This is a genomic window from Streptosporangium sp. NPDC000239 (assembly GCF_040300765.1).
Classification (GTDB): domain Bacteria; phylum Actinomycetota; class Actinomycetes; order Streptosporangiales; family Streptosporangiaceae; genus Streptosporangium.
Window position 1 is genome coordinate 191,847 of record NZ_JBEPEI010000016.1, and the last position, 13,289, is coordinate 205,135.

Annotated in this window: 11 protein-coding genes; 3 read left to right on the forward strand and 8 right to left on the reverse strand. The window is 70.3% G+C overall.

Annotation, left to right across the window (positions count from 1 at the left end):
- Positions 1 to 118: 118 nt before the first annotated feature.
- Entirely contained in the window at positions 119 to 2,443 is a 2,325-nt protein-coding gene (locus ABT340_RS31640; RefSeq protein WP_352014527.1) for an ATP-binding cassette domain-containing protein, read from the forward strand.
- A 91-nt stretch (positions 2,444 to 2,534) separates the two neighbouring features.
- On the opposite strand, the gene ABT340_RS31645 is transcribed toward ABT340_RS31640, so the two are convergent.
- A complete protein-coding gene (locus ABT340_RS31645; protein ID WP_352014528.1) occupies positions 2,535 to 3,131 on the reverse strand; it encodes a hypothetical protein in 597 nt (198 codons plus the stop codon).
- A gap of 248 nt (positions 3,132 to 3,379) precedes the next feature.
- On the opposite strand from ABT340_RS31645, the gene ABT340_RS31650 reads away from it, so the two are divergent.
- Positions 3,380 to 3,964 (forward strand): ArsR/SmtB family transcription factor, encoded by a 585-nt coding sequence (locus ABT340_RS31650; protein WP_352014529.1) that lies wholly within the window; start codon positions 3,380 to 3,382, stop codon positions 3,962 to 3,964.
- Positions 3,961 to 5,148 (forward strand): MFS transporter, encoded by a 1,188-nt coding sequence (locus tag ABT340_RS31655; protein WP_352014530.1) that lies wholly within the window; start codon positions 3,961 to 3,963, stop codon positions 5,146 to 5,148. The genes ABT340_RS31650 and ABT340_RS31655 overlap by 4 nt, the downstream gene beginning before the upstream one ends.
- A 90-nt stretch (positions 5,149 to 5,238) precedes the next feature.
- Here ABT340_RS31655 and ABT340_RS31660 read toward each other — a convergent pair whose 3' ends face one another.
- The 7 genes from ABT340_RS31660 to ABT340_RS31690 all read right to left on the reverse strand — a co-directional run.
- Entirely contained in the window at positions 5,239 to 6,039 is an 801-nt protein-coding gene (locus ABT340_RS31660) for a S1 family peptidase (RefSeq protein WP_352014531.1), read from the reverse strand.
- Positions 6,040 to 6,169: 130 nt separating this feature from the next.
- Positions 6,170 to 7,285, reverse strand: a complete 1,116-nt coding sequence (locus ABT340_RS31665) for a 50S ribosomal protein L11 methyltransferase (protein WP_352014532.1) — start codon at positions 7,283 to 7,285, stop codon at positions 6,170 to 6,172.
- A gap of 4 nt (positions 7,286 to 7,289) precedes the next feature.
- Positions 7,290 to 8,450: a cytochrome P450 gene (locus tag ABT340_RS31670; protein ID WP_352014533.1), complete on the reverse strand. Its 1,161-nt coding sequence runs from the start codon at positions 8,448 to 8,450 to the stop codon at positions 7,290 to 7,292.
- Complete coding sequence (locus ABT340_RS31675) at positions 8,431 to 10,197, reverse strand: non-ribosomal peptide synthetase (protein ID WP_352014534.1); 1,767 nt, start codon at positions 10,195 to 10,197, stop codon at positions 8,431 to 8,433. Before ABT340_RS31675 ends, ABT340_RS31670 begins: the two co-directional genes overlap by 20 nt.
- The gene (locus ABT340_RS31680) at positions 10,194 to 10,949 is read right to left on the reverse strand and encodes a thioesterase II family protein (RefSeq protein WP_352014535.1); all 756 of its coding nucleotides are present in this window, start codon (positions 10,947 to 10,949) and stop codon (positions 10,194 to 10,196) included. The genes ABT340_RS31675 and ABT340_RS31680 overlap by 4 nt, the downstream gene beginning before the upstream one ends.
- Positions 10,949 to 12,364, reverse strand: coding sequence for a condensation domain-containing protein (locus tag ABT340_RS31685; protein WP_352014536.1), 1,416 nt, complete (start codon positions 12,362 to 12,364; stop codon positions 10,949 to 10,951). Before ABT340_RS31685 ends, ABT340_RS31680 begins: the two co-directional genes overlap by 1 nt.
- Positions 12,354 to 13,289: non-ribosomal peptide synthetase (locus ABT340_RS31690; RefSeq protein ID WP_352014537.1), on the reverse strand; the 936-nt coding region annotated here is incomplete at its 5' end. The genes ABT340_RS31685 and ABT340_RS31690, both read right to left, overlap by 11 nt.

The window sequence follows — 13,289 nt, forward strand, 5'->3', positions numbered from 1 at the left end:
TGAGCTTCGTCTTGTGGCGTGTCCATCCGGATGGTTCCGGCTGTGGTGGAGATCCCCGACAACCCAGGCGACGCCGACGGAAGACCGCGAAAGCGGTTCCCAGACGGATGGAGAGAAGTTGAGCAAGGCCATCAGAACGGACACGCAGTCGCCCGCATCACACACCGCCGACAGTCATGACCTGATCCGCGTGCAGGGTGCGCGGGAGAACAACCTCAAGGACGTCAGCGTCGAGATCCCCAAGCGGCGGCTGACGGTGTTCACCGGCGTCTCCGGCTCGGGCAAGAGCTCGCTGGTGTTCGGCACGATCGCCGCGGAGTCCCAGCGGTTGATCAACGAGACCTACAGCGCCTTCGTTCAGGGCTTCATGCCCACGCTGGCCCGGCCCGAGGTCGACCTCCTCGAAGGGCTGACCACGGCGATCATCGTCGACCAGGAGCGGATGGGCGCCAACTCCCGTTCCACCGTCGGCACCGCGACCGACGCCAACGCGATGCTGCGGATCGTCTTCAGCAGGCTGGGTGAGCCGAGCGCCGGGCCGTCGTTCCACTACAGCTTCAACCTGCCCGCCGGTGCCTGTCCTCGCTGTGAGGGCATGGGCAAGGTGACCGACATCGACCTGACCCAGCTCTTCGACGCGAGCAAGTCGCTCAACGAGGGCGCGATCACCATCCCCGGCTACACCCCGGACGGCTGGCTGGTGCGGGTCTTCACCTCCTCCGGCTTCATGGACCCGGACAAGCCCATCCGCGACTACAGCGAGACCGAGCTGCACGACTTCCTGTACCGCGAGCAGACCAAGGTGAAGGTCGAGAGCATGAACCTCACCTACGAGGGTCTGGTCCTCAGGGTCCAGAAGTCGTTCCTGGCCAAGGACAAGGAGGCGTTGCAGCCGCACATCCGGGCGTTCGTCGACCGGGCGGTCACCTTCACCGCCTGCCCCGAGTGCGGGGGCACCCGGCTCAACGAGGCCGCCCGTTCCTCGCGGATCAACGGCGTCAACATCGCCGACGCCTGCGCGATGCAGATCAGCGACCTGGCCAAGTGGGTACGCGGCATCGACGAGCCCTCGGTCGCGCCGCTGCTGGCCACGTTGCAGCAGACCCTCGACTCGTTCGTGGAGATCGGGCTCGGCTACCTCTCCCTCGACCGGCCCTCGGGCACGCTGTCGGGCGGTGAGGCGCAGCGCACCAAGATGATCCGTCACCTCGGCTCCTCGCTGACCGACGTCACCTACGTCTTCGACGAGCCGACGACCGGTCTGCACCCCCACGACATCCAGCGGATGAACGGCCTGCTGCTGCGGCTGCGCGACAAGGGCAACACCGTGCTCGTCGTCGAGCACAAGCCGGAGGCGATCGCGATCGCCGACCACGTCGTGGACCTCGGCCCCGGCGCCGGTACGGCGGGCGGCACCGTCTGCTTCGAGGGCACCGTGGAGGAGCTGCGGGCCAGCGGCACCCTCACCGGCCGCCACCTCGACGACCGCGCCGCCCTCAAGGAGAAGGTGCGCACGCCGAAGGGTGCCCTGGAGATCCGGGGCGCCACCTCGCACAACCTGCGCGAGGTGGACGTGGACATCCCGCTCGGGGTGCTCGTCGTGGTCACCGGTGTCGCCGGGTCGGGCAAGAGTTCGCTGGTGCACGGGTCGATCCCGGCGGGCGCGGGCGTGGTCTCGATCGACCAGGGCGCGATCCGGGGGTCGCGGCGGAGCAACCCGGCCACCTACACCGGGCTGCTCGACCCGATCCGCAAGGCGTTCGCCAAGGCCAACGGCGTCAAGCCCGCGCTGTTCAGCGCCAACTCCGAGGGCGCCTGCCCCAACTGCAACGGCGCCGGTGTCATCTACACCGACCTGGCGATGGTGGCCGGGGTGGCGACCGTCTGTGAGGAGTGCGAGGGCAAGCGCTTCCAGGCGTCGGTGCTCGACCACCACTTCGGCGGGCGGGACATCAGCCAGGTGCTCGCGATGTCGGTGAGCGAGGCCGAGAAGTTCTTCGGCTCGGGTGAGGCGCGCACTCCCGCCGCGCACGCCATCCTCAAGCGGCTCGTCGACGTCGGGCTCGGCTACATCAGCCTGGGTCAGCCGCTCACCACGCTGTCCGGCGGCGAACGGCAGCGCCTCAAGCTGGCCACCCACATGGCGGAGAAGGGCGGCGTCTACGTCCTCGACGAGCCGACGACCGGTCTGCACCTCGCCGACGTGGAGCAGTTGCTCGGTCTGCTCGACCGGCTCGTCGAGTCCGGCAAGTCGGTCATCGTCATCGAGCACCACCAGGCCGTGATGGCGCACGCCGACTGGATCATCGACCTCGGTCCCGGTGCCGGTCACGACGGCGGCCGGATCGTCTTCCAGGGCACGCCCGCCGAGCTGGTCGCCGCCCGCTCCACCCTCACCGGGGAGCACCTGGCGGCGTACGTCGGGGCCCACACGGAGTCCTGAGCGAAGGTCTGACGTGAAGCGCCGGGCGTCGTCACCGCGACGCCCGGCGCGATCGTGCCCCTGAGGTCGCCTCGGCCTCAGGGGGTCGGGGTCATGAGCACCTGGCCACCTGGCAGATCTTGGCGAGCATTGTCTGGGCGTCCTTCGTCTGGTGTGCGAAGTCTGTCTTGTCGGGGGCTCCCCACTCCCCGGATCGGGCGTAGACGACCAGCGCGTTACCGCGGCGGGTGAGGACCACCCGTTCGCCGCCGACCTTGGCCTTGTTGCCCTGGTAGAGCTGTCCGGTCACGGCCAGCCCCTCGTCGCCGAGGGCCAGGGGGCTGCCGGAGTACCGGTAGGCCGTCTGTGACGTCTGGATGGCGGAGCAGCGGACCAGGGCCTTGCGCACGTCGGCCAGGGCCTGGGAGGCGGCCTTCGCCGACTGGTAGAGGATGACCTGCTCGGAGCGCTGGTCGGAGACCGCGACGTAGGTGACCGTACGGGCCGCGATCCTGCCCGCGGCGGCGGGTGAGCCGACGTAGCAGGGGTTCACCGCGAGCTTGGCGTCCTTGGCCTGGCTGACCGACCACATACCGTTCACGCTCTTCTGCTCCGCGGCCTTCTCGTACAGCAGGAACCCCGGCGGAATCGCCCCCGCGGAGGCGGATGAGGACGCGAACGCGAGGGCGGGGGTCATGACAGTCGCCATGACAACAGCGAGGGTACAGGTTGTCAGGATCTTCATGGAAGGTGAGACGTATGAGACCCCTGGGATGGTTCGCCCGATCCGTCATCAGACCGATCGGGCATGAGTCCCGCACCGGACCGCAGGTCACGACAGGTCGACCGACTGTCACACGACAGTCACTCTCATGACGGCCAGGTGACGGCGCGTCAACCGTTCACGCATTCTAAAGAATTCTTGCGAAAGGGTTCTTGTCTCATCATAATGGCGCCATGGACGAGCACCCCGCCATCACCGATCCACGCGCACTGCGTGCTCTGGCACATCCCATCAGGCTCGCGTTGCTCGAAGCTCTCGGAGTGCTGGGCACGGCCACCGCGACACGGTGCGCGGAGGTGATCGGAGAGAGCGTCGCGAGCTGCTCGTTCCATCTGCGCACCCTCGCCGAGTACGGCTTCATCGAACGGGCTCCCTCCCATACCAGGGAGAAGCCGTGGCGGCTGGCCAAGCCCGTCCAGTCGATCGCGTCCACGGCGGAGACCACCCCGACGGGGAACGCCCTCGCGGAGGTGTTCCTCGAAAAAGAGTTCGCGCGCCTGCGTGCCTGGCGTGGGCGCATGGAATCAGAGCCCGAGGAGTGGAAGAACGCGAGCCTGGTCCTGGGCGCCACGCTCTGGATGACCCCGACGGAGTTGTCGGAGTTCAGGGAGTTCCTCAGGTCGATGGTCATGGGATACCTCGACCGGGTCGAGAAGGCCGAGCTGCGGCCCGAGGGGGCGCGCCCGGTGAGACTGTTCATGGCCAGCAGCGCCGAACACTACCCGGAGCCGGCCGACGACGCGGCGACCCAGGCATGAGCGCGCTGGGCGACTCACGCTTCCGCAGGCTCCTGGCCGGTCAGTCGCTCAGCACCTTCGGCGACAGCGCGCTCTACCTGTCGCTGGGCATCTGGGCCAAGGATCTGACGGGCCAGAACGCGGCGGCGGGAGTGGTCTTCCTCTGTCTGGCCCTGCCGGTGGTCCTCACCCCGTTCGCGGGCCACATCGTCGACCGATTACGCCGCAAGCCTCTGCTCATCGGGGTCAACATCGTCGCCGGCCTCGGCGTGCTCGCCCTGCTGCGGGTGCACACGGTGGCCGATCTGTGGATCATCTACGCGGTCGCCCTCGGGTACGGCCTCTCCTTCATCCTGTTGCGCCCGGCCCAGGTGGGGCTGGTCAAGGAGATCCTCTCCGGTGAGGACCTCGCGGGCGCGAACGCCGCCATCCGGACGGTCGGCGAGGGCATCCGGCTGTTCAGCCCGCTGGCCGGAGCCGCCGTCTACACCGCGGTCGGCGGCCCCATGCTCGCCGTACTCGACTCGATCACCTTCGCCGTCGCGGTCGTCATCCTGCTCACCCTGCGCGTCGAGGAGTCCGCCCCGACCCCTCCCCAGGAGCGCGAGCCGTTCCGGCGGGAGATCATGGCGGGGTTCCGGCAGATCGCGAGCACTCCCCTGGTGGCCTTCACCACGGTCGCCGTCGCCGCGAGCTTCGCGGTGGTCGGGTTGCTGGACACGGTCGACTTCGCGGTCATCGAGTACGGCCTGGGGCGCCCCGCCTCGTTCTTCGGCGTGCTGATGTCGGTCCAGGGCGCGGGCGGCATCTGCGGCGGCCTGGTCGTCGCCGCGCTGATCCGCAGGTACGGCGAGGCCAGGTCGGTCGGCGCGGGCCTGCTGACGGTCGCCGTCGGTACGGCGCTGCTGACCACGACGAGCCTGCCGGTGGTCGTCGCGGGGTTCGCGTTGATCGGCTGCGGGGTGCCCTGGCTGGTGGTCGGCTACACCACGGCGTGGCAGCGTTCGACGCCGCAGCAGGTCCTGGGCAGGGTGGCCGCGGCGGCCGACCTGGCCACGGTCGGGCCGCAGACGCTCTCCATCGCGCTCGGCGCCGCGCTCATCGCGTCGGTCGACTACCGCGTCCTGCTGGGTGTCTGCTGCGCGGTCCTGGCCCTTTCGGGGGCCGTGCTCCTGCGCAGGGCCCCCAAGCTCGTCGCCGCCTGACGAGTCACCGCCTGACGAGTCACCGCCTGACCGGGCGTGGGCCGGACTCCCACGACCGGCCGAGGACGGCCTTCCCCACGGCTCCGGGCGTCAGCCGTACTTCTTGATGGTCCTGCTGATCCAGTCCGCGTAGGCGGGGACGTTGGCGTAGAGGCCGGGGCCCTCCGCGCAGGACGGGCTGGCGGCGCCGGGCCCCGAGGTGACGCCGATGAGCTCCCAGCGGCCGGTACGGCCCCGCCGGATCTGCGGTGAGCCGGAGTCGCCGTTGCAGGCCATGGCGTCGCGCACCCGGCTGACCGTGCACAGGCGCCTGCCCGAGGCGTAGCCGGGGCCGCACTCGGAGACGGCGCCCCTGCGGGTGTCGAGTTCCTGGAGCCGTTCGGCCATCTTCCACTCGGCCGGGTTCTTGCTGAACACGGTGGTGCCGAAGCCGATGATCCTGGTCGGGGTGCCGGGGCGGCCGGGCTGTTCGGCGATCCTGACGGGTTCCTGGGTGACCGGGCGGTCCAGGCGGATCAGGGCGATGTCGTCGCGGTTGGGGCCGCCCTTGAGGTTCTGCCGGAACCCGGGGTGGACCACCTTCTTCGAGATGGCGCGGACGGTGCCTCCCGAGGTGCGGTTCTCGCTGCCGACCCGGACGGTTCCCGCCGGGATGGAGCCGATCTCCGTGTTGAGGCAGTGGGCCGCGGTCACCACCCACCGCGGGTGGATCAGCGCCGCTCCGCACTGGCCGTCCTTGAGGCCCTGGGCGGGGGCGGAGATCGGGACGGACGCCATGAACGGGTAGGACTCGGTGGAGTCCTTGCCGTTGATGATCGCTCCGGCGCTGCCGGCCGTGGCGGCGAGGCAGGCCGTACCGGCGACGACGACGATGGCGAGACGCGACGCCACCCGGCGGGATGATTGCATGCCAAACAAAAGGGCCAGCCCTTCAGTGGGAATTAATACTGAATAAGGCTATTTATCCGCTTTTGTCGGGAAAATCCTGGCAGCACGTGGCCGTACGGTAGGGACAACCCCCTCAGCCGGGCAGGGTGAGCGTCACCAGGGCCGGGACCACCTCACGGACACGACGCTCACGCAGGTGCTCGACCAGCCGGGCGGCCCCTGCGGCGCCGTCGGCCATGAGACAGCCGGGGTCGAGTCTGCCCCTGGTGACGGCGGCGGCGGAGATCGCCAGCGGGGAACGGCGCAGCTCGGCCACCTGGACGTCCTGTTCCTCCGGCAGCCAGCCCCGCACCAGCTCCGGCACCGAGGGACTGTCCTCGGGCACCTCGACGATCAGCAGCACGCGGGCCGTACCCCCCGGGCGGAGCACGCCGGGCATCGCGGCGGCCACGAACCCGAGGGCGTGCTCGGCGCTCATCCAGCCGACCTCGGCCTCGGCGTGGTGGTTGGGACCGGTCGGGCTGTTGAACACCAGGTGGTCGGCCAGGTCACCGACCGCCAGCCCGGAGCGCAGGTCCGCGGCCAGGAAGTCGGCCTTCTCCTGCGGGCCCACGTCGAGCCCGTTGACCAGGGCGTTCACCTGGGAGTACGCGACCGCCCTCGGATTGAGGTCGACACCGACGACCGAGGAACAGCCCTCCCGCAACGCCAGGGCCAGGATCCCGCAGCCGCACCCGACGTCCAGGAGCCTGCCGTCGACGGGACCGAGGTTGTCCAGCAGTTCGAAACTCGACGCGTGCGGCGGCATGACCAGCGTGGACCGGGCGGCCATGGTGACCGAGGCGTCGCCCCTGAACAGCTGGTCGGACAGCAGATACATGGAACGGCAGGGCGAGACGGAGACCTCCGACGTCACCGTCCCGCCCCGCTCCACGACCAGTTCGAGCGCCGCGAGCAGCCCGCGCAACGCGGTGGGCACCACCGTCGTGTAGACGTCCCCGGGCACCTCGCCGTTGCGCACGAAGAGCTGCGCCATGACGCCCGCCGGGCTCGTCAGCAGCTCGGGGACCCGCTCTGCGGAGCAGACGGCGTAGAAGGCCGTGTTGCTCAGCAGGTCCGTCGGGTCCTCGGCGGACAGGGCGGCGACCGTCGCCTCCTCGGTGAACCCCACCTCGCGCAGCGCCCCGCCGAGGGAGCGAAGGGCCTGGACGCCACGTGCCCGCGCCACCTGGGCGCCCGGTTGCCACACGACGTCACCTGCGGTGCAGGCGGACCGGGAAGGAGTCCAGCCCGAAGTTGATGATGGAGGAGTTGTACTCGGGTTCGCCGAGCGGTTCGACCTCCGCCACCAGCCTGGACAGCTCCGTGAACAGCACCCGCAGCTCGGTCCTGGCCAGCGGCCCGCCGATGCAGTAGTGCTCGCCCCAGCCGAAGGCGATGTGCCGGTTGGGGTGCCGGTTGAGGTCGAGGCGGTGCGGTTCGTCGAAGACGGCGGTGTCCCGGTTGGCCCCCGGCGTCCACACCACGACCCGGTCACCCGCCTTGATCCGCTGCCCGGCCAGCTCGGTGTCCGTCTTGGCCGTGCGCAGAACGTGCAGCCCGACGGAGGTCCACCGCAGCAGCTCCTCGGTGGCGAGCTTCGGGTCGGCCTTGCCGTCCAGTTCCCGCCAGGCGTCGGTGTTGCGCACCAGGGAGAGCATCGCCATCGCGGCCGTGTGCCGTACGGTCTGGATGCCGCCCACGATGATGTTGTCGCAGTTCAGCACGACCTCGTCGAGTTCGAGGTCGGCGGCGAGCGCGCTGATGACGTCGTCCCCCGGGGCGGCCTTGCGCTCCATCGCGAGCTGCAGCAGGTACGGCAGCAGCCGCTGGTGCGCGGCACGCCGTTCCGCCGGGTTGCGGCCGAGGAACGCCTGGTCGCACATCGCCACGATCTCGTCGCGGTCCTCGTCCGGGATGCCCATGAGGTCGCACATCACGGTGAGCGGGACGACCGCCCCGATGTCCTTGACGAAGTCGATCTTCTCCCTGACCAGCAGCCGTTCGATGACGCCCTCGGTCAGGTCGCGGATGCGCTCCTCAAGGCCGTTGGCGCGCCTGGCGGAGAAGAACGGCATGACCGGGTCACGGTAGGCGCGGTGCTTCGGCGGGTCGCTCAGCGCCATCATCCGCCCGGCCCCGGCGGGGGGACCGTACCCGGTGCCCAGCAGCGAACCGCCCTGTGAGCTGTAGGTCTTGGCGTCGCCGAGGACCGCGAGCGACTCCCGGTGGGTGAGCACCGCCCACAGGGGGCCCTCCTGGCCCGACTCGTGCCGCTGGACCGCGCCTTCACCCCGGATCTCGTCGAGGATCGTGTACGCGTCGTCCCTGGCCCAGAATCCGGCGTCGGTGAGGTCATAGGTGTCCAGCAGCATTGGGATTCCTTTCCGCTGTCTGGTCCGGCTCTGCTGACTCGGCCGGGTTTCCGGCGAGTTCGTGATCGACGCGGGCGGCCAGTTCCCGCAGGGTCGGGTGGTCGAACACGGCCCGTACCGGCAGCCCGACCTCGAACCGCTCCAGCACCTCTGCCGTGACCTGCGGCGCGAGCAGCGAGTAGCCGCCGACGGTGAAGAAGTCGTCGTCCGGTCCCACCTGCTCGCAGCCGATGACCTGGCACCAGATCTCCCCGAGCACGCGTTCCGTCTCGGTGCTGAACGCGACCGGTTCGACACCCCGGTCACGGGCGTCGGGGGCGTCCGGGGTGGGCAGCCGCAGCCGGTCGATCTTGCCTGTCGAGGTCAGCGGCATCTCGTCGAGCACGACGTACGCCGCCGGGATCATGTATGTGGGCAGCGACCTGGTCAGCCGCCGGTGCAGCGCGGCGACGTCGATCACCGCGTCGGGACGCGGCTGGACGTACGCGGCCGGGCGCAGCGTCTCCGGGCTGTCGCCGTAGGTCCTGACGGCGGCCTGGGCGACCGCCGGGTCGCGGTAGAGCGCCGCCTCGATCTCCCCCAGCTCGACCCGCGCGCCCCTGATCTTGACCTGGTCGTCGATCCTTCCCGAGAAGACCAGCCCTCCGTCGGCCGTACGGCGGGCCAGGTCACCGGTGCGGTAGGTCTGTTCGGGCAGGAAGACCTGGCGTGTCTCCTCGGGCCGGTTGAGGTAGCCGTGGGCGAGGAACCCGCTGCGGACGCGGATCTCCCCGATCTCCCCGTCCGGCACCGGCCGTCCGTCCTCGTCGGTCAGCAGGATCTCCCGTCCGGGGATGGGCCTGCCCAGCGGGATCGGATCGACGGCGTCCTGCGGCACCTGCTGCGAGGTGGCGAGGATGCACTCGGTCGGCCCGTAGAAGTTGTGCACGGCCGCCTTGGGGAAGGCGTCGCGGGCGGCCAGCACGAGCTCGGCGTGCAGCGACTCGCCGAACAGGCTCAGCGTCCGCACGCTGCCGACCGGCGCCGATCCCGCCGCGGCGTCCAGCAGGTGACGGCACAGGCTCGGCACGGTCTGCAGGTGCGTCACCTCGTGTTCGACGATCCACCGGTGGATCCTGGCCGGGTCGCCCTTGACCTCCCCCGGCGGGATGACCAGCGCGGCCCCGCCGTGCACCGCCGTCATGATCTCGACGTAGGCGGCGTCGTAGGCGAGCCTGGCCCACTGGAGCATCCGCGCGCCCTGACGCGTGTCGAGTTCGGTCGAGAGCCAGCGGGTGAGCTGGTCGAGGTTGCCGGTGCGCTGCACGATGCCCTTGGGAGTGCCGGTGGAGCCCGAGGTGTAGACGACGTACTCGGTGTCCTGCGGTACGGACGTCCGCCTCGCCTCACCCGTCGCCCGCCGTACGACCGTGGCCTCGTCCCCCTCCACCTGCACGAGCGCCGTGGGGAAGGGGTCGGCGCCCGCGGGGGCGAGCACGGCGACCGGGGAGGAGTCGGCCACGATCGCCATCTGCCGCTCAAGCGGCTGGTCGGCCGTCAGCCAGGCGAACGGGGTGCGCGCCCGGCGGGCGGCCAGCAGCGCCGCGACCGCGTCGGGGCCGTCGGGAACGGTGATCACCAGCACGTCACCGGGCCGCAGCCCGGCGCGGACCAGCGCCGCGCTGTACTGCGCGGCCCGCCGCTCAAGTCCTCGGTAGGTCAGCGTGCCCGACTCGGTGATGACGGCGGGGGCGTCGGCGCGGTTCATGCCACACCCGCCGAGGTGCTCAGGAAGTCGGCGACCGTCCGCGCCAGCACGGCTCCGGCCGCCTGGACCACCAGGTGGCCTCCTTCGAGGACCCGCATGCTGTACGGCCCGGTCGTGCTGCGCGCCCAGCCCGTCATCTCCTCGCCGCTCACGGTCGGGTCGTCGGTGCCGACCAGCCCGAGCACCGGGCAGTCGAGCAGCGGCTCCCACCGGTGCAGGTAGTCCTGGCACAGGTTGAGGTCGGCGCTCACGACAGAAAGGACGAGATCCCGCAGGTCAGGGTGGTTGAGCACCTCGGTCACCGTGTCGTCGATGGAGGTCAGGAAGGTCACCACGTCCTGCGTCCCCGTCGGCCCGGGTGGGCCGTTCCACAGGTGGGGCGGCAGCAGCGCGGCCAGCACGCACGCGACGGGCGGGTTCTCCGGCGACAGCTCCCTGGCCACGTTGTAGGCGACGAGCGCGCCCATGCTCTGGCCCAGCAGGGCGTACCTCCCGGTGGCGAACGGCCGCATCGCCGCGCTCACCCAGGCGACCAGCTCGTTCACGTCCGCGGCGTGCGGCGCGGTGAACCGCCCGCCCCTGCCGGGCATCCGTACGGCCCACACCTCGATCTCGGGGGGCAGTTCCCTGGCGAGATCGGCGAAGGCGGGCGCGTCCCCGCCGGCGTGCGGGAAGCAGAACAGCCGGGTCTCCGCGTTCGGTCTGGGCACCGGCACCCAGAACCAGTCGGTCACCAGCATCGGCGCCGTCATCACATTCCCCCGTTCTCCGTGGTGTCCGCGCCTGCTCCACTCCGGGTGCCCTCGTTCGTGACGCGGCGCGGGGAGACGTCGAGCTTCGAAAGCGGCAGGTCGGGATCGGCCACGACCTGGGCGAGCAAGGACTGGTAGCCGGCGAGGAGGTTCTCGGCCGAACTCCCGTCGAACAGATCGGTGCGGTAGCACAGCAGCGTCTCGACGGTCTCCGCCGCGGTGTCGAGCACGTGCAGCTCCAGGTCGAGTCTGGTGACCTGCTGACGCACCCCGTCCCACTCCTCGACCTCGATGTCGTGCCAGCGGGCCGGCTGTGCGCGGTGCGGCGTGCGCAGCAGCTGGAACCCCACCTGGACCAGTGGGTTGCACGTGGGGTCACGCGGGACGCCGAGGTGGTCGACCAGCATGTCGAAGGGGAGCGAGTCGTGTTCGAGCGCGTCGAGCGTGGCCGATCCGACCTGGGCCACCGCCTGCCGGAAGGACGGATCTCCCGACAGGTCGCCACGCAACGGGACGGTGTTGACGAAGAACCCGACGGTCGCGTGGAACTCCGGCCGCGACCGCCCCGCGACGGGGACGGCCAGGACGACGTCGTGCACCCCGGTCCACCGGGCCAGCAGCATCATGAAGGCCGTGACGGTGGTGACGAACATCGTGCTGCGCAGTTCACCGGTCAGCCCGCGCAGCCGTACGGCCAGCGGCGGCGGCACCGCGTCCGGCAGCTCACCGCCCGCGAACGTCTGCGAGACCGAACGCGGCCGGTCCGTCGGCAGAGGCAGCACGGCGGGTGCCCCGAGCAGCCGTTCCCGCCAGTGGGCGAACTCCCGCTCCAGGTACTCACCGCCCAGCAGGCCGCTCTGCCAGGCCGCGTAGTCGGCGTAACCGGCCTGCGGGACGGGCAGCTCGACCTCCTCGCCCTTCACGTACGCCGCGTACAGCTCCCCGATCTCGGCCGTGACGATCTGCACCGACCACGCGTCGATCACGATGTGGTGCATCTCCAGCAGCAGGATGTGCCGCTGTTCGCCCAGTCTCAGCAGGTTCGCCCGCACCGGGGCGGCGGCGGCCAGGTTGAAGGGCCGCGCCACCTGCGCGGCGGCGAACTCGGCGGCGTCCCCACCCTGGGCGGCCAGATCGACGTACGGCAGCGGCACCTCACCGGGGGGATCGATCCGCGCCCCGGGACGGCCCCGCTCGGCGGGGAAACTCGTGCGCAGTGCGTCGTGCCTGGCGACCACCTCGGTCAGCGCGCGCCGCAGGGCCTCGACGTCGAGGGCGCCGCGCAGCTCGTAGCCCAGGCACACGTTGTACTGCGTCGATTCCGGGTCGAACTGCTGCAGGAACCAGAGCCGGTGCTGCGCGGGAGACAGGGGAAGACGTCCGGTCTCCGCCGCGCTCCTGTGCTCAGTGCTCATCGGGGGACGCCGCCGTGTCGGGAGCCGTGAGTTCCGTACCCGCGGGGAGCCGCTCACCGACCCAGGTGACGAAGGCCGCGAAGTCCTCGGTGTCGTACAGGTCGCGGAGCGTCAGCTCGACCTTCAACCGGTCACGCACCAGGAACAGCAACCGTACGGCCGCCAGCGAATGCCCACCCAGCGTGAAGAAGTTGTCCGCCGAGACCACGGCGGGAACCCCCAGGACCTCTTTCCAGATGCCGACGAGGGTGTCGTGCAGGGGACTGGTTCGCTGCTCGACGACGTCGCTGGTCGGTAGGGGGGTGAGGGTGTGGGGTGGGGGCAGGGCGTTGCGGTCGGTCTTGCCGTTGTGGGTGGTGGGCAGGTGGGTCAGGGGCAGGTAGGTGGAGGGGATCATGTAGTCGGGCAGGTGGGGGGCCAGGTGGGTGCGGATGTCGGTGGCGGTGAGCGTTTCCCCGCCCCCGTCCCCGTCTGTGTCTCCGTCGGTGTTTGTGTTGGTGTTTTTGAGGGTGAGGTAGGCGGTGAGGCGGAGGGTTCCGGTGGGGTCGGGGTGGGTGGTGACGGCGGCGTGGGTGATGCGGGGGTGGGTGGTCAGGACGTTTTCGATCTCGGTGAGTTCGATGCGGTAGCCGCGGATCTTGTGTTGGGTGTCGGTGCGGCGTTGGAAGAGCAGGAGGCCGTCGGGGGTGTAGGTGGCCAGGTCCCCGGTGTGATAGAGCCGTTCGCCGGTCGGTGAGGCCGGGGTGTCGCCCGTCTTTGAGGCCGTCACGGTTTCGTCTGGGTTGGTGGAGCTTTCACCTGTCACGCCGCCCGGGTTCTCATCTGGCTTTAGGCCGGGGTTGGGGCGGAAGTGGGTGGCGGTCAGGGCGGGCCGGTTGAGGTAGCCGTGGGCGAGGCTGGGGCCGCTGATGCAGATCTCCCCGGT